Consider the following 15,891-nt stretch of genomic DNA (forward strand, 5'->3'; position numbering starts at 1 on the left):
GCGATGTGCGATGAGGGTCGGCATGACGAGTCGGACTGCGCTGGTCGCCTTCCTTTCCCTTGCCGTCGCTTGCTCCGCTTCCTCTTCGCCTGACGCTTCTTCTTCCGATCCTTCTTCGAGCGACGAGGTCCATGCAGCGTCGCCCGTTCGTAGCTTGCAGTCGCTTACCAACAGCGCCGCTGCCATCGCGCGCAGCGGCGACACCATCTTCTTCACCGACTTCCAGAACATCGAGCTTCGCTCAATCCCCCTCGCGGGGGGAACCTCCAAGGTCCTGTGGAAGGGGCGCGCTCAGCCGATGGACCAGCTCGGCGATATCGCGCTCGACGATAAATATGTCTTTTTCGTGGAGGATGGACAGATCCTCCGCATCCCGCAGGAAGGTGGGCGCTGGGACATCCTCGTCCGCGAGCGCGTGGACTTTCCGGGCGACATCGACGTCGACGCCACCCACGTCTACTGGACGTCGGGCAACGTCGACCGCGCCCTCATCAAGCGCGTCGCCAAGACGGGCGGCGCGCCCGAGACCGTCTACGACGGCCCGCGCGGCGGGAGCGGCATCATCGTGAAGGACGGCTTCGTCTACTTCCACGGGAGCGACCGCTCGCTGCCCGAAGGGCAAAAAGGCAGCTTCCTCATTCGCGTCGAGGCGAAGCCGCACGGCGCGGTGACCGAGCTCGCGCAGATGGCCGGCGCCGCGCGCGACATCACGCTCTCGGGCGACGAGATCTTCTGGGCCGACAAAGGCGGCTCACCCGCGGCCTGGACCATCCACGCGGTGAAGACGACCGGCGGCGCGGTCCGCGACGTCGCGACGCTCGGCGAGTCCAACGACGTGCAGCCTTACTCGCTCGTCTCCGATTCGAAGTCACTCTACTGGGCGCAATCGCAGACCTTCGACTGGTCCGCGAGCCCGCCGGGCCGGAAAGACGCAATGGTCTTCGCGCTCCCCCTCACCGGCGGCACGCCACGCGCGCTCGCGAAGAACCTCGACGGCGCCCCCATCCTCGCGCAGCCAAACGACGCCTGCCCCGTGTGGGGCGGCCGCTACGACATCGCGACCGTCGACACCTGCCACTGAGCCCGGTCACCAACCGTCAAGCCCGCACCATCGACAGACACCTACCACCGAGTCGCGCCGTCAACACCGAGCCTGCACCGTCGACAGACACTGCCCCGAAGAGACAGCACGGTCGACACGCTGCCGGCGAGGCGGCACCGTCGACAGACGATGCCGCGGGGAAGCGCGATCGCTACAGTAGTCGGTGGTGATGGAGATGGCGGCGGGGCACAGGACGGGGCTCGTTACCGGGGCGACGCGTGGGATCGGGGAAGCGATCGCGTACGAGCTCGCGAAGCATGGGGTGCACGTCGTCGTCGCTGGACGCGATCGGGGGCGCGGGGAGCGCGTCGTGCGGGCGATCCGCGAGCGTGGTGGGCGGAGCGAGCTCGTGGTGCTCGATGTCACCTCCGAGCGCGACGTCGGGTTGGTCGCTGCCGCGCTGAAGGGCAGCGGCCTCGACGTCCTCGTGAACAACGCGGGCGCCTCGTTCGATGGGTTCGACGCGAACGTCGCGCGGAAGACGCTCGACGCGAACTTCGTCGGAACGATGCGGCTCACGGACGAGCTGCTCCCGGTCCTCCGGCGCGACGCGCGCGTCGTGATGGTCTCGAGCGGCATGGGCACGGTCGACTGCCTCGGACCCGCGCTCCGCGACGAGGTGATGAGCCCCTCCCTCGACCGCGCGAAGCTCGTCGCGTTCGCGGATCGCTTCGTCGCCGACGTCGCGTCCGGCGACTACCGCAAGCGCGGCTGGCCAGGCAACGCGTACAGCGTCTCGAAGGTCGCGATGAACGCGTACGTCCGCATCCTCGCGCGCGACCTCGCGAACGATCCGCGCCGCATCCTCGTCAACGCCGCGTGCCCCGGCTGGGTCCGCACCGACATGGGCGGAGCGAGCGCGCCGCGGTCCCCCGCCGAAGGCGCTCGCACGCCGTCATGGCTCGCGCTGCTCCCGCGCGGAAGCGAGAGGGAGAGCGAGAGCGGAAACGGAAGCGACCGGCCGACCGGAGACGGAAGCGGCGGGCCGACCGGCGGGTTCTTCCGCGACGAGGAGCGTATCGACTGGTGAGGGGCGCGGTATGCTCGCGCGATGAACCAGGCGCCGGCGAAGAAGAAGGGGCTCAGCACGACCGCGATCGTGCTCATCGTCGTCGGCGTCGTCTTCCTCCTCCTCCTCGGCACGTGCGCCGCGGCCGGCATCTGGGTCGGCCACAAAGTGAAGGACGTGAAGGAGAACATCGCCGAAGGCGGGCTCGTCCTCGTGTCGCCGCCCGAGGTCGTGAGCGAGCTCGCCGGTCCGAAGAAGGACTACGTCGGCGCGTGGCGGAGCACGAGCGGCAAGAGCGCGCTCGACATCGCCGCCGACGGGGGGATCCACTTCAAGCAGGACGAGGGCGGCTCGAAGCAGGAGCTCACCGCGCCGATCGCCGCGTTCAAGGGCGACGACATCCTCGTCCGGCTCGGCATCGACTTCACGATCGCGGTCACCCAGCCGCCGAAGAAGTCCGGCACCGAGTGGGTCATGATCGCGCGCGGCATCACGTTCCATCGCGACGTAACCGAGTGACGCCTTGCCGAGCGCGTCCGGCGATCATAGTCTCGAGACCATGTTCGCGCCGGTGATCACCGCATTTGACCGACCGCGGAGCTGGTCCCTGAGCGTCGACGTATCGCTACGTCTTCCCGAAGAGGCCGGCTTCGCTCACAGCCGGTTTTCGCGCTCGCGCTCGAAAGGCGCGTAGGCGCGTTCCTTCGGTTCCCGAGGCCTCAGAACGCGGCCGCGACAGCGTGTTCTGGGGTGGGGTGTCGGGGGCGAAAGCCCCTGACGTGAGGACACGTCCATGCTTCGAGATATCCCGATTACACGAATCCGTAATATCGGCATCATGGCCCATATCGACGCGGGGAAGACGACCTGCGCCGAGCGCATCATGTTCTTCACCGGGCGCATCCGCGCGCCGGGCGAGGTGCACGAAGGCAACACCGTGCTCGATCACCTCGCGCAAGAGCGCGACAAGGGCATCACCATCACCGCCGCCGCGACCTCCGTGTCGTGGACGCCGGGCTGCGGCGCGAACGAAGGCGTCGCGCACCGCGTCCAGCTCATCGACACACCGGGGCACATCGACTTCACGATCGAGGTCGAGCGGAGCCTCCGCGTCCTCGACGGCGCGGTGTTCGTGCTCGACGCGAGCGCCGGGGTCGAGTGCCAGTCCGAGACGGTCTGGCGGCAGGCCGATCGTCACCGCGTGCCGCGCCTCGCCTTCATCAACAAGATCGACAAGCCGGCGCCGACGTCGAGATGTGCTTCGCCGACGTCCGCGAGCGCCTCGGCGCGCGGCCGGTGCTCGTCACGATGCCCGGCGAAGACGGCGTCCTCCTCGACGTCGTCCGCGAGACGAGCATCGTCTTCGAGAGCGACGACGGGCGCGCCTTCCGCACCCGCGAGGTCGCCGCCGTCGATCGCGCTCGGCTCGAGGAGGCGCACGCGCGTCTCGTCGAGGCGTGCGCCGACGTCGACGAAGAGGTGCTCGCCGCCTTCTGCAAGGGAGCGCCGGTGGAGCCCCTCGCCCTCGAACGCGCGCTCCGCAAGGGCACGCTCGAGCGCGAGCTCCTCGTCGTCCTCCGCGGCTCCGCGCTCGCGAACCGCGGGATCCAGCAGCTCCTCGACGCCGTCGTCGCGTACCTGCCCGCGCCCGCGGACCGGAGCGACGAGCCGCTCACCGCCCTCGCCTTCGAGTCGGTCGCCGACAAGAACGCCGGGCTCCTCACGTTCGTGCGCGTCTACGCCGGCGTCCTCCGCGCCGGCGACGAGGTCCGCCTCATGCCGCGCGACGTCCGTGAGCGCGTGAGCCGGATGTTCCGCCTCCACGCCGAGCAACGCGAAGAGGTGACGGAGACCTCACGAGCGGACGCGGCTCCGCGGTGATGGAGCTCGCCGGCTACGAACCGGTGCCCGCCTCCGTCGCCCGCTCGATCCTCGCGCGCGCGTGACGCTCACCCCGCATCCCCGCCTCGCACCCGCGGGGCGGGGAATGCGCCTCCACGCCCGAGCTCGCGCTCGACCCGCCCGTGAAGAAGGTGAAGGACGCGGGCGCGGACTGATCTAGGCTGCATGCCTCCGTGACCTCCGAAAAGCTCCTCGCCCTCTCCGCTCTCCTCGTCGCCTGCTCTTCTTCGCCGCCGCCGCCCGCGGCGCCCACGGCGTCACCGCCGAAGGCCGAGGACCACCACGGCGGACACCACACGCTCGTCCACCGCTTCGAGAAGGCGGACGAGTGGGCGCCGAAGTTCGACGATCCCGCGCGCGACGAGTGGCAGAAGCCGCAAGACGTCGTCGCCGCGCTCGAGCTCCAGCCCGGGATGAAGGTCGCCGACGTCGGCGCCGGCACCGGCTACTTCATCCCCCACCTCTCGCGCGCCGTCGGCGAAAAGGGCGTCGTCTACGCGCTCGACGTCGAGCCCGACATGGTCCGCTACATGAAGGAGCGCGTCGCGCGCGAGAAGCTCACGAACGTGCAACCCACGGTCGTGCCGGCGGACGACCTCGGCGTCGTCGATCTCGATCGCATCTTGTTCGTGGACGTGTGGCATCACATCCCGAACCGCGAGGCCTACGCGACGCGCCTCCGCAACGCGCTCAAGCCGGGCGGACGCGTCGTCATCGTGGACTTCACGCTCGACGCGTCGCACGGCCCGCCGAAGCACCACCGCCTCGAGCCCGAGAAGGTCGTGCGCGAGCTCGCGGCGGGCGGCCTCACCGCGAGCGTGTCGCCGACGCGCCTGCCCGACCAGTACATCGTCGTCGGCACGCGCCCCTGAGCGTCACCAGCGGATCGGCTCGTCGAGGGTGTCCCAGAAGATCCAGCGATAGAGCTCGCGTCGCGGGCGATAGCCGCGCTCGCGCCCCGTCTCCGCCGGCGCCGTCACGTCGATGACGTGGAGCACGTTCGACGCGCTCGCCACCACCGCCCGCTTCGACACCGGATCGTAGTCGAACGCGTTCAGCATCGAGCCGAGCAGCTGCGTGAAATGTGGCTTGCCGCCGGAGAGCGGCGCCGCGTGCGACCAACCCGCGCCGCCGATCCACACGACGTCCTCGCTCGCGCCGACGTCGGCGGCGGGGAGGATGACCATGCCGTACGCGCGGAGGTACTCGTCCGTCTGCGGCGTGCCCTCCGGGAGGTCCTCGTGCTCCTCGACGCCGCGGATGCTCTCGATCGTCACGCACACCGTGACGCCCGACTCCATGTGACGCGTGTTCGAGAGGATGCGCTTCGAGTCGGCGGTGAAGAGCACGTTGTAGGGGTAGTCGCTCACCGTACCGATCATCCCGATATGCTCGATTTCATCGCCTGACACGTCATCCACGAAGTGGCCCGGCGCGTCCTGCCAGCCGTACGCGATGTACTTGCCGTCGGGTGAGAGCACGGCGTTGATGACGTCCGGCTCCTCCTCGTCGCCCACGCCCTCGCGCGGCATGACCTTCGTCCACGCCTCGCCCTTCGCGAGCCAGATGCCGTCCGTCTCGCTCGCGACGAGGAGCGTCGCGCCGTCGTCGGAGACGCCGAGGTACGAGGGACGGATCGCGTCCTCCTCCGGCCACGCGATCGTCCGCGCGTTCGCGCCGCGGAAGCCCTCCGCGACGACGACGCCCTCCTCCGTCGCGAGCGCGAGCCAGCGGCGGTTCCGCGCGATCCCGAAGCCGAGCGCGCCCTCGACCTCCTCGATCTCCCCTCCGTCGATGTGGAGGACGGGGCCCTCTTCGCTGTCGTCGCCGCGGCGCACGAGGAAGCGGTCCGGTCCGAGGATGACGACGGCGGTGAGCCACTCTTCCGTCTTTTCCATCTGCGGAAGGAAGGGCGCGAACGCCGGGTCGAATTTCGCGCGCGCCTCCTCCCACTTGCCCGCCGCGTTCAGCGCGACGACCTCCTTCAGCACGAGCTCCGCCTCGGCCTCCGTCCGCTCGTCCGCGGTGAGGTCCTCGTCGCTCTCGCCTTCGTTCTCGATGATCTCGTTGAACGCCGCGCACACCGCAGCGTTCTTCGCACGCCCGCGCTCGTTCCACGTCGCGACGTCCGGCGGCGCGGCCTCCTCTTCCTCGGCCCCCGCGTCGTCGTCCTCCTCTTCCTCGTCCTCGTCGTCCTCCTCCTCTTCTTCGTCGTCCTCGTCCTCGTCCTCGTCCTCGTCCTCGTCCTCCGGCGCGCCGGTGATCTTCACCGTGACGCGGCAGATCTCGCCGTCCGCGTCGCGCTCGAGGTACACCGGAAAGCCGCCGTCGCCGACGGACGTGAAGAGACCGCAGACCTTCGCGCCGCCGATCGTCGCGGTGCCGACCTCCTCGGGATCGTTCCACGTCCCGCGGAGGACGGCGTAGTCGCTCGAGTGCGGGCGGAGCTCGACGCTGAGCCCGCCCGCCTCGTTGGCGTCCAGGATGCGCTGGAAGAAATGGGGCGGCAGCGTCCCGGGCGGCAGATCGATCCAGCCGTAGTAGTCGATCTCGGCGTAGGGCTGGGGAGCGGCGAGCGCCTCGGCGAGCTCGTCCTCCGCGCCGCCCCAGAAGACGAGATCGCGCAGCCCGTCGAGAGAGCGCCGGTGGTCCCAGTGCCGGAGCGCCTCCAGATCCGCGAACATGAAGCGCGCCTCCTCGACGCTGATCGTGTTGATGTGCTCCTCGGAGGCGGCCGGCGTCTTCTTGATGACGAGCGAGACCGAGTCCCAGCGCCCGTCGTCGTCGCGCTTGCCCACGACCTCGAATTCGCGCGTCCTCGGCAACCCGAAGACGCAGACGACGTTGACGTGCGCGAACGAGAAGTCGCCGTGCGGGACCCCCGCCTCCTTGAGCATCGCGATGCGCTGCCCGTGACCGAGGCGGACCGGCGCGAGCTCGAGCTTCGCGTCGAGGCCGCCGATGTGCTCCTTGAAATGTTCCTGCGACTCCTCGAGCTGATCGACCCGCGAGTCGAAGAACGACCACGTCCCCTCGTGCTCCTTCATGAACGCGGCGACGGCCTTGCTCGCGTCCGGCCCGACCGCGACGAAGTCGCCGAAGTCCTCGCGCTTCGCGTTCATCGCGCCCGCCCACGTGCTGCCGGAGTGATCGGCGTGGTGCGGCTTGTCGTGGCTCCACTGCCCCATCGCGCCGAAGTCGACGAGCACGAGGTCCCCGCTCGGGAGCGAGACCTTGCCGATCACGTGCTCCTTGGTCGGCGCGCGCTCGTCGTCGTCGTCGTCGTCGTCGTCCTCGTCCCCGTCCTCGTCCCCGTCGTCGTCCTCGTCCTCTTCCTCGTCGTCGCCGGACAGCTGGGCGAGGATCTCCTTCACCTTCGGGCCGTACCCCTCGACCGTCGCGAGCTCCTCGAGGCACTCCACGAGCTTCGGGATCTGCTTCTCCTTCACGAGGTTCTGCAGCCCCAACGTCGCGAGCGCGGGGACGTTCAAATGCGGCGACGCGAGCGCGGTGAGGAAGTTCACGACCGACGCGTGCGAAAACGGCGCCCTGGCGTCGACCTTCGTAGCCCACTCGTTGCTCGAAGCCCACGCGGTGACGACGTCGGGCCGTCGCATCTCCTCGATCGTGGCGCCGAAGAGGATCCCTCCGATCCTGCCCTCGATGTCCGTCCGCCGCACGTCGTCGAGCGCGCGCGGGAGATCGACCGCGACGTCGCGATCGCCGTCGCGATGGAGCGTCGCGGTCCCCGTCTTCGCCCCGTGCGCGACACGAAGCGTGAGCTCGCGCGCGCCGCGCTCGTCGTAGAACACGAGCTCGCGGCCGTTCGCGGTGCGCGTGTTCTCGAAGCGGAGCGTCCCATCGGCGCGCTTCTCGACGTGACGGACGAGGCCGTCGGCGTCGCGCTCGTTCACGACGTCGCGGCGGAGCGTGCCCTTCTCGTCGAAGAGCTTCTCGCTCATCACGTCTTCGGCCGGCGCGGTGTTGTCCTTGACCTGGGTGCGGTAGCGCGCCAGGCACCACGGCTTTCCGTTCGGCCACCAGCAGTCGTGCGTCGTCGTGCCGTCGCTCTGCCATAGCGTGCGCGCGGCGAGGTTCCCGTTCGGGTGGTGCGCGACGTGCGCGAGCTCCACGCCGCCCTCGTATTTCTTCTCCGCGATGAGCTTCCCGTTCATCCCCCAGAAGCGCCACGCTCCGCGGCGGACGCCGTTCGCGTCGACGGGGCCGACCTCCCAGCGCCACCCGTCGTCGTTCCACGTCGCGTTCGCGGGGACGCCTGCCGGACGCGCGGGCTCCGGCAGCTCGGGCGCCCACGCCTCGCTCGGGTTCTCCTCATGATCGCGCCGCAGCTGCTCCATGCGCGCGGCGAACGAGGCGGCCTGGTCCTCCGCGCCGATCGCGGCCCCGTCGCGATCGAACGCGCGCATCGCGACGATCTCGCCGTCGACGTAGTCCGTCTCCACCCGCCACACCCTCGCATCGACGTCGTAGAAGACCTCCGTCGTCGGGGCGGTCGATCGGGTGCGGACGTCCGTCCCCTCGATGCTGCCGTCCACGAAGGTGCCGGTCCGCGAGGGCTCGCCGTTCTCGTGGTAGCGCGTGAAGCGGCCGTGGGGTGTGCCGTCGACGTACTCCGTCTCGCAGCAGAGCGTGCCGTCGGGCCGGTAGTATTTCACGAGCCCGTGTTTGTCGCCGTCCTCGTTGCGCTCGGCGAGCACCCACTCGTTGTCGCCCTCGTCCCAGACTGCGCCCTCGGGCACCGTGTTCGGCTTCGTCGGCATGACGCCCGCATGAAAACACGACTCACCCGCGTGCTACCTTCTTCTTCGCATGAAGGTCGATCGCGAGCGTTTCCTCCTCCTCGCGGCGGCGCTCGCGACCGGCGTGTGCGCGCCCGCCTGCGGGACCTCGCCGGCGTACCCGCCGCCCGAGCCGCCGCCTCCTCCACCGCAGGAGCCGCTCGTCGTCGCGCCCGTCGCGCCGCCGTTGCCCGTCGCCTACGCGGCGACGCCCGAGCCGCGCGACGCGCCCGAGCCGCCCGAGCCGGTCGCGACGACGAGCGCGCCGCCCAACCTCTACGAGGGCACGCCGGTGAAGGGTCAGACCTGCGATCCCACGCAGAACAAGGTCGGCGCCGCGCCCGCGTGCAAGCTCGCGCCGCCGCCAGGACCGGCGTGCGAGAGCATCAACGACACGAAGAAGGAGTGCCCCACGCTCAACACGCTGCTGAAGCCGCGCGTCGCGCAGGCGGCGATCGAGTGCCTGAAGCGCCGCAGCGGGACGAAGGACATCTGCGAGTTCAACGTGTCGAGCATCTGCGCCTACGAGGCGTTGGGGCAGGCGTGCATCGAGCCGTACGCGAAGCAGGCGTGCGACGGCGTGATGAAGGCGTGCGGCGGCGCGGCGAAGATGGCGCGCGACTCCTGCGAGGCGGGCGTGTCCGGCATCGCCGACGCGCGGCGCAAGAAGTTCATCTCCTGCATCACCGAGTTCTGCCGCTTCGAGACGTGCCTCACCTATCTCTGACGCGCGTGGTATGCCGGAGGCATGAGCGTCTCCCTCGTCACCCGTTCGGAGCATCGCGCGTTCGGCGGCCGGCTCGGCTTCTACGAGGCGGAGAGCGCGGCGTGCGCCGGTCCGATGCGCTTCTCCGTGTTCCTCCCGCCGTCGGCCCTCGCCGGCACGCGCGCGCCCGCGCTCTACTACCTCGCGGGCCTCACCTGCAACGAGGAGCACCTCCCGACCAAGGGCGGCGCGCTCGCGATCGCGGCGGAGCTCGGGCTCGCCCTCGTCGCGTGCGACACGAGCCCGCGCGCGAAGCGCTACCCCGGCGACGACGAGGACTGGGACTTCGGTCAGGGCGCGGGGTTCTACCTCGACGCGACCGCCGCGCCGTGGTCCGAGAGCTACAAGATGGAGACGCACGTCGTGGAGGAGCTCCCGGCGTGGGTCGAGGCGTCGTTCCCGATCGATCCGCGGCGGCGCGGGGTCTTCGGCCACTCGATGGGCGGGCACGGCGCGCTCACGCTCGCGCTCCGTCATCCGCAGCGCTACGCGAGCGTGTCGGCGTTCGCGCCGATCGTCGCGCCGTCGCAGGTGCCGTGGGGGCAGAAGGCGTTCCGCGGCTACCTCGGCGAAGACCGCGCCGCGTGGGAAGCGCACGACGCCTGCGCGCTCGTCGCGAAGACGCAGCTGCCGTTCGAGGTCCTCGTGGACCAGGGCAACGCCGACAAGTTCCTCGAGCGCGAGCTCACGCCCGAGCGCTTCGAGGCGGCGTGCGGCGCGGCGAACCAGTCGCTCCGCCTCCGCCGTCACGACGGCTACGACCACAGCTACTACTTCATCGCGACGTTCATGCCGGAGCACCTCCGGCACCACGCGAACCTCCTCGTCTACTGACGCTCCGCCTTCGGGAGCCAGCCGTGCTTCCGGAGGAACACGCGGATCTTCCCGACCCACTCCTCTGACTCGAGCGGCGTGAGCGTGGACTCCGGCAGCACGATCGGCTCCGCGGGAGCGGCGCGATCGAACGCGATTTGCACGCGCTCGGCCGGTCCGCCGGCGGCGGGAGTCTTCGTGCGATGAACGACGACGGCGAGCACGTCGGCGATCGGGAGCCGGAGCGGCGCGTCTCTTCCGCGCTCGCGCGCGACCTCGAGCACGCCGTCGGTCACGCGCAGCACGAAGCGTCCGCGGTTCGGCTTCCAGCGCAGGACGAAGAGCGCGGCGCCGGCGCCGAGCGCGGCGAGGCCGGCCGCGGGGGCGACGAGCTTCGCGAGCAGACCCGCGGCGAGGACGGGGAGCGCGATCGGCGCGACCGCCGTTCCGCCGCTGTCGGTCGGGCTCCCCGGCGCGGCCCGCGCGTCGACGACGAGCACGTTGTCGCTCATGCTCCCTTCACCTTACGCCATCACGTGGCGCTCGCACTTCTTCACCTTACGTCATCACGTGGGACTCGCACTTCTTCACCTTACGTCATCACGTGGCGCTCGCGCTTCTTCACCTTACGTCATCACGCGAAGGTGACGATGGCGCAACGCGATCGGGCGGGCGCGATCGGCGCTCACGTTGCCGCGCGACAGGTCGAGCACCTCGAGCTGGTCGAGGAAGCTCCAGCCGGCGAGCCAGGCGAGCGCGTCGTCATGGAGCCACGTGCCGGCGAGGTCGAGCACGCGGAGGCGCGGGCACGCGGGCGACGCGAACACGCCGGCGAGCGCGCCGGCGCTCTCGAGGGCGAGGTCGAGCGCGAGCACCTCGAGCGTCGCGAGGTGCGGCGAGGCGAGGAAGCGCCCCAGCGCGCCGGGGCGCACGCGGAGGCTCGCGAGGCGGAGCGAGCGAAGGCGCGTGAACGGCGTCGCGGCGAGGCGGTCGAGGCGGGCGATCGGACCGCGGCGCATCCACGTGTTGCCGGCGCGGCGGCCGTAGATCGTGAGCTCGGTCGCGCGCGCGAGGAGGCGCGTGCTCGCCGGGTCGGCGAGGGCCATGCGCTCGCGCTGTCCCTCGACGAAGAGCTCGAGGACCGAGAGGAGCGGGGCGCGCGCGAGGAGGTCGTCCGCGCGCGTCGTCGCGACGCTCATCGACGTCGCGATCGTCTCGACGAAGCCGCGGCGGAATCCGAACTTGGTCTGCGGCAGCGAGAGGGCCCAGAGATCGGCGAGCCAGTCCTTCGCGTGGAGCGCGTCGATGAGCTCGACGCGGGCCTCGAGGTCGGCGCGCTTCGGATCGTCCGCCGCGAGCCGCGCGAGCTGCACCTGGAGCTGAATGAGCTCGCCGCGCGTGTCGCCCTGCGCCTCGAGCCAGTCGGCGTAGACGAGGCGCGCGTCGTCGTCGTCGGGATGGGCCACGATCGCGTCGAGCAGCTCGCGGCCGTCCATGCCGCCGGATCGTACCTCGGCGGGCCGTCACCGGCGTAGGTCGCGCGGCGACGCGTGGACGTGCCGGCGCATGACGCGGCGGAGCGCGTTCGCGTCGCCGTGACCGACGCGCGAGCTCACCTCGTCGAGCGAGAGCGCGGTCGTCTCGAGCACGTGCACCGCCTGCTCGACGCGGAGCCGCTGGACGAAGCCGATCGGTGTCGTGCCGACCGCCTCGACGAGCCGGCGCGCGAGCGTGCGTGGGCTCGTGCCCGCCGCGCGCGCCATGTCGGCCACGCGGAACGTGTCGCCGAGGCGCGCTCGAGCCCACCTCACTGCGCGCCGCACCGTCTCGTCGTTCGCGGCGAGGTGCTGGACGGCCATGAACGCCGCCCGCGACGCGTGCGTCTCCAGGAGAAGCAAGCGCGCCACCCTCCGCGAGAGCGTGGGACCACACACGCGCGCGACGACGTGGAGGGCGAGGTCGGCCTGCGCGAAGACGGCGCCGGCCGTCACGAGCCGCTCCTCGACGACGAGGGCTCGCTCCGCCTCGATCCGCGCGCCAGGACAGCGCTGCTGGAGCTCGGGCGCGAGCCACCAGGTCGTCGTGGCGGTGTGGCCCTCGAGGATGCCCGCCTCGGCGAGGAGGAACGCCCCGCCGCACGACGAGCCCACCGTCGCGCCTCGACGGTGCGCCGCGCCAACGGCGCGCACGAGCGCCTTCACGTCGGAGCGCGCGAGCACGGCGCTCATCTCGTCGGCGCTCTCGACCCAGTAGCCGGGCGCGATCGCGATCGAGACGCCGCTCGCGCAGGCGTCCTGGCGCCGGCAGCGAGCCCTCGTCGGCGAGGCGCCCTGGCTTCGTTGAAGCTAGGATCGCGGGATGCGGCACGTTGCGATCGCGATCGCGTTGTTCGGGGTCTTCGCGGCGTGCGGGAGCGACGACGGCGGGGGCGCCGGAGGTCCGGCCGATCCGAACGCCGACGGCGGCGCGGGCGACGGCGCGACCACGCCGCCCGGCCCGGTCTGCACCGACTGCACGCCCGCGGGGCCGATGACGTTCAAGCTCCCCTCCCCCGCCGGCGCGACGCTGTGGACCGCGCCGACGATGGCGAAGGTGCTGCGCGAGGCGGCGCCGCCGGAGAACGCAGGCGACGCGATCCAGCTCTACGCCGCGCGGAACGAGTTCGAGCCGTTCCAGATCGTCGTGCGCGCCGACGCCGACGGCGACGTGAAGCTCGAGATGCCGGCCTTCACGGGGCCGGGCGCGATCCCGCGCATCGAGGTGCGCCGCGTCGAGTACGTGAAGATCGACAAGCCGTCCGACGCGAGCTCGCTCAAGAGCGGCTTCGTCCCCGATCCGCTCTGGCCGAGCAGCTTCGGCAAGAGCGAGCCCGTGAAGGCGGCGGAGAACCAGCCTTTCTGGATCACGGTCTACGTGCCGAAGGACGCGAAGCCCGGCGACTACACGACGACGCTGACCGCGACGGTGGGCGGCACTCCGCAGGCGATCCCGGTGAAGCTGCACGTCTTCGATTTCGCGATTCCCGACAGGATCGGCTTCGACGGAAACTGGAACCTGAGCTTCCAGGCGCTCGGCGGCTCCGAGAGCCTCGCGAAGGTGGAGAGCCTGAAGACCTGGCTCTACGAGCATCGCCTCGTCCCGAACGGCGTCGCCTGGCCGGCGGGCCTCAACTACAACGGCGGCATCGAATACGACTGCGCGACAGGCAAGTTCGAGAGCGAGGCGAACGACTACGACTTCTCGCGCCTGGGACCGAAATACATCGACGGCGCCGGCTGGAACGGAGTGGGCTTTCCCTCCTTCCAGGTGATGCAGTTCGTGAACAACTCGACCCCGCGCCCGCAGAATTTCTGCGGCGTCGATCGCGGGCCCGACCACTTCGGGACCGCGGCCTACAACGCGGAGTGGTCGAAGCTCCTCGCCGCGATCGACGCCGAGGTCGTCGCGCGCTCCTGGACCGACAAGGCCTTCTATTACGTCCAGAACGAGCCGCAGGGCCCCGCCGATTACGACGTCGCCGCCGCGCTCGCCGCCCTCGCGAAGACCGCCGCTCCGCATTTGCGAATCGCGATCAGCGAGGAGCCGAAGGAGGAGATCGTCGAGAACCCGCGCGCGCAGGGGAAGAGCTACGACCTCTGGTGGGCCGACCTCTCGCACTTCGAGCCCGGCTACGCGAAGACGCGCCAGGCCGCGGGCGAGTCGGTGTGGTGGTATTTCCTCTACGGCGACCGCCCGCCGTATTTCAACCCGATCACGATCGACCACGACGGCGTCGAGTCGCGCGTCGCGTTCTTCGCCGCGTACAAATACCGAATTCGCGGCTTTGCCTATTACTCGGTGACGGGCTGGGGCAGCGATCCGTATACGAACCCGCGGCCGGAGGGGACCGACCAGAACGGCGACGGCTTCTTGCTTTATCCGCCGCGCGACGGCGAGCTCGTGTCGAGCATCCGCTGGGAGCTCCTCCGCGAAGGCGAAGAGGACTACGAGTACCTCCTCCTCCTCGCCGGCGGCGCGCTGCCCAGGACGCCGGACGAGAAATCGGGCTGCGACGACAGCGCCGCGAGCGCCGCCTCGTCGCCGACGTCGTACACGCGCGATCCGTCGGCGCTGCAGCACCTGCGGAACCAGCTCGGCCTCCGCCTCGAGGGCAAGGTGAACGGCTGCCCCACGCTCACGAGCACCGGCCCCGGCGCGCGCCCGCGCGGCGAGGTCTACGTGAACTTCCAGGACCCGGCCGGGGACCCGAAGGCGGACCCGCTCCGCGTCGACGGCCACGACTGGCTGAAAATCGGCTGGGACGCCTACGACGCGAAGCGCGGGCACGGCTGGTCGGGTCCGCACATCGGCGACGCGAACATCATGAAGTACCAGTACCTCGCGAGCGCGCCGGTCGACGAGCTTCAAAAGAGCATCATCTACAACGACTACGGCCGCACCGACACGTTCAACCTCGACATCGAGAATGGCAAATACGAAGTCACGGTCTCGATCGGCTGGCACGGAAAGACGTATTCGAAGCAGCGCGTCGTCGTCGAAGGCAACCTCCTCTTCGACGACGTGGAGACCACGCCCGCCGCGCCCTACGCCGTCCGCTCCGCCGTCGTCGACGTCTCCGACGGCAACGTGACGCTCGAGGTCGGCCAGAAAGACGAGTACACGATGCTCAACTGGATGAGCGTCGTCCCGAAGTAGCAGGGGTCGCGACGACGAGGTGCTCCGCGAGCGCGCGCCAGGGCCGCGGCGCGGAGAGCCGCGCGGAGAGGTCCGCGATCGCGTCGTCGCGGACCGGCGTGAGGCCGTGGCGCTCGAGCGCGGCGGCGGCCGCCTCGGTCGTCATCGTCCCTCGCAGCGGCTCGCCGAGGAGCCGGAACGCGGGGCGCACGAGCGGCGCGAGCACGCGCGGGACCTCGCCGTACTCGGGCGTCACGTACGTCATCGCGAGCGCGCTCCCGGGCGCGCTGCGACGCCCCACGATCGCGAGCGTCGCGTCGATCGCGGCCGGCGTGAGGTACGGCGTGACGCCTTCCCAGAGCCACGTCGTCGGGCGCGCGGCGTCGTGGCCTGCGCGCTCGAGCTGCACCGCGAGGTCGTCCTTCTCGAAGTCGACGCCGACGAACACGACGTCGCGCGCGAGCATGCGTTCGTCGCCGAGGCGCCGCCGCTTGAACGCCTGCGTCGCGGGGTGGTCGATCTCGTAGACGACGGCGCCCTGCGTGGCCTCGAGCCGCCACGCGCGGGCGTCGAGGCCGGCGCCGAGGACCACGATCTGGACGACGTCGCGCTCGGCGCCTTCGCGGACGACGTCGTCGATCGCGCGCGTGCGCAGGCGCAGGTGCGCGACGAGCCCGAACGACGCCACCGCCGTCGCGACGAGCACGCCGCGCGGGACGAGGCGCTCGGCGACGGCGTCGATCCCCGCCGCCGCGCGCGCGGCCGCGACGACCATCGCGGTCAAGCTCGGCGCGCCCTCTCTCATGACGCGCGCGTCCTCGTCGCT

The 15,891-nt window shown here is 70.7% G+C and carries 14 protein-coding genes; 9 read left to right on the forward strand and 5 right to left on the reverse strand.

Annotation, left to right across the window (positions count from 1 at the left end):
- Positions 1-154 precede the first annotated feature (154 nt).
- From KF837_25025 to KF837_25050, 6 genes are all read left to right on the forward strand, one after another.
- Positions 155-1,081: a hypothetical protein gene (locus KF837_25025; GenBank protein MBX3230605.1), complete on the forward strand. Its 927-nt coding sequence runs from the start codon at positions 155-157 to the stop codon at positions 1,079-1,081.
- Between the two features lie 196 nt (positions 1,082-1,277).
- Positions 1,278-2,132 (forward strand): SDR family NAD(P)-dependent oxidoreductase, encoded by an 855-nt coding sequence (locus KF837_25030; GenBank protein ID MBX3230606.1) that lies wholly within the window; start codon positions 1,278-1,280, stop codon positions 2,130-2,132.
- Positions 2,133-2,153: 21 nt separating this feature from the next.
- Complete coding sequence (locus tag KF837_25035; GenBank protein MBX3230607.1) at positions 2,154-2,630, forward strand: hypothetical protein; 477 nt, start codon at positions 2,154-2,156, stop codon at positions 2,628-2,630.
- Between the two features lie 319 nt (positions 2,631-2,949).
- A complete protein-coding gene (locus KF837_25040) occupies positions 2,950-3,915 on the forward strand; it encodes a GTP-binding protein (GenBank protein ID MBX3230608.1) in 966 nt (321 codons plus the stop codon).
- Positions 3,840-3,992 carry a hypothetical protein gene (locus KF837_25045; protein ID MBX3230609.1) on the forward strand — a complete coding sequence of 51 codons (153 nt, stop codon included), beginning with the start codon at positions 3,840-3,842 and terminating at the stop codon, positions 3,990-3,992. Before KF837_25040 ends, KF837_25045 begins: the two co-directional genes overlap by 76 nt.
- A gap of 194 nt (positions 3,993-4,186) precedes the next feature.
- On the forward strand, positions 4,187-4,885 hold the full coding sequence (locus tag KF837_25050; protein ID MBX3230610.1) for a class I SAM-dependent methyltransferase: 699 nt from the start codon (positions 4,187-4,189) through the stop codon (positions 4,883-4,885).
- Positions 4,886-4,888: 3 nt separating this feature from the next.
- On the opposite strand, the gene KF837_25055 is transcribed toward KF837_25050, so the two are convergent.
- Entirely contained in the window at positions 4,889-8,794 is a 3,906-nt protein-coding gene (locus KF837_25055) for a hypothetical protein (GenBank protein ID MBX3230611.1), read from the reverse strand.
- Positions 8,795-8,843: 49 nt separating this feature from the next.
- Here KF837_25055 and KF837_25060 point away from each other — a divergent pair, with 49 nt between their 5' ends.
- Complete coding sequence (locus tag KF837_25060; GenBank protein MBX3230612.1) at positions 8,844-9,539, forward strand: hypothetical protein; 696 nt, start codon at positions 8,844-8,846, stop codon at positions 9,537-9,539.
- A 21-nt stretch (positions 9,540-9,560) separates the two neighbouring features.
- Positions 9,561-10,412 carry an S-formylglutathione hydrolase gene (fghA, locus tag KF837_25065; protein ID MBX3230613.1) on the forward strand — a complete coding sequence of 284 codons (852 nt, stop codon included), beginning with the start codon at positions 9,561-9,563 and terminating at the stop codon, positions 10,410-10,412.
- Here the strand turns inward: fghA and KF837_25070 are convergent.
- The 3 genes from KF837_25070 to KF837_25080 all read right to left on the reverse strand — a co-directional run bounded on the left by KF837_25070 (position 10,406) and on the right by KF837_25080 (position 12,619).
- On the reverse strand, positions 10,406-10,903 hold the full coding sequence (locus tag KF837_25070) for a hypothetical protein (protein MBX3230614.1): 498 nt from the start codon (positions 10,901-10,903) through the stop codon (positions 10,406-10,408). The genes fghA and KF837_25070 overlap by 7 nt on opposite strands.
- A 114-nt stretch (positions 10,904-11,017) precedes the next feature.
- Positions 11,018-11,887, reverse strand: coding sequence for a TIGR02996 domain-containing protein (locus KF837_25075; protein MBX3230615.1), 870 nt, complete (start codon positions 11,885-11,887; stop codon positions 11,018-11,020).
- Between the two features lie 27 nt (positions 11,888-11,914).
- Positions 11,915-12,619, reverse strand: a complete 705-nt coding sequence (locus KF837_25080; GenBank protein ID MBX3230616.1) for a helix-turn-helix domain-containing protein — start codon at positions 12,617-12,619, stop codon at positions 11,915-11,917.
- Positions 12,620-12,749: 130 nt separating this feature from the next.
- Here KF837_25080 and KF837_25085 point away from each other — a divergent pair, with 130 nt between their 5' ends.
- Positions 12,750-15,086, forward strand: coding sequence for a DUF4091 domain-containing protein (locus tag KF837_25085; protein MBX3230617.1), 2,337 nt, complete (start codon positions 12,750-12,752; stop codon positions 15,084-15,086).
- On the opposite strand, the gene KF837_25090 is transcribed toward KF837_25085, so the two are convergent.
- On the reverse strand, positions 15,058-15,870 hold the full coding sequence (locus KF837_25090; protein ID MBX3230618.1) for a class I SAM-dependent methyltransferase: 813 nt from the start codon (positions 15,868-15,870) through the stop codon (positions 15,058-15,060). The genes KF837_25085 and KF837_25090 overlap by 29 nt on opposite strands.
- Positions 15,871-15,891: the final 21 nt, after the last annotated feature.

The organism is Labilithrix sp., assembly GCA_019637155.1.
Classification (GTDB): domain Bacteria; phylum Myxococcota_A; class Polyangia; order Polyangiales; family Polyangiaceae; genus Labilithrix.

Bases quoted from the DNA above. Each gene is read 5' to 3' on its own strand.
- KF837_25080 (MBX3230616.1), bottom strand. From the start codon at position 12,619: ATGAGCGCCGTGCTCGCGCGCTCCGACGTGAAGGCGCTCGTGCGCGCC.
- KF837_25060 (MBX3230612.1), top strand. From the start codon at position 8,844: ATGAAGGTCGATCGCGAGCGTTTCCTCCTCCTCGCGGCGGCGCTCGCG.
- KF837_25035 (MBX3230607.1), top strand. From the start codon at position 2,154: ATGAACCAGGCGCCGGCGAAGAAGAAGGGGCTCAGCACGACCGCGATC.
- KF837_25085 (MBX3230617.1), top strand. From the start codon at position 12,750: ATGCGGCACGTTGCGATCGCGATCGCGTTGTTCGGGGTCTTCGCGGCG.
- KF837_25070 (MBX3230614.1), bottom strand. From the start codon at position 10,903: ATGAGCGACAACGTGCTCGTCGTCGACGCGCGGGCCGCGCCGGGGAGC.
- KF837_25040 (MBX3230608.1), top strand. From the start codon at position 2,950: ATGGCCCATATCGACGCGGGGAAGACGACCTGCGCCGAGCGCATCATG.
- KF837_25075 (MBX3230615.1), bottom strand. From the start codon at position 11,887: ATGGACGGCCGCGAGCTGCTCGACGCGATCGTGGCCCATCCCGACGAC.
- fghA (MBX3230613.1), top strand. From the start codon at position 9,561: ATGAGCGTCTCCCTCGTCACCCGTTCGGAGCATCGCGCGTTCGGCGGC.
- KF837_25055 (MBX3230611.1), bottom strand. From the start codon at position 8,794: ATGCCGACGAAGCCGAACACGGTGCCCGAGGGCGCAGTCTGGGACGAG.
- KF837_25030 (MBX3230606.1), top strand. From the start codon at position 1,278: ATGGCGGCGGGGCACAGGACGGGGCTCGTTACCGGGGCGACGCGTGGG.
- KF837_25090 (MBX3230618.1), bottom strand. From the start codon at position 15,870: ATGAGAGAGGGCGCGCCGAGCTTGACCGCGATGGTCGTCGCGGCCGCG.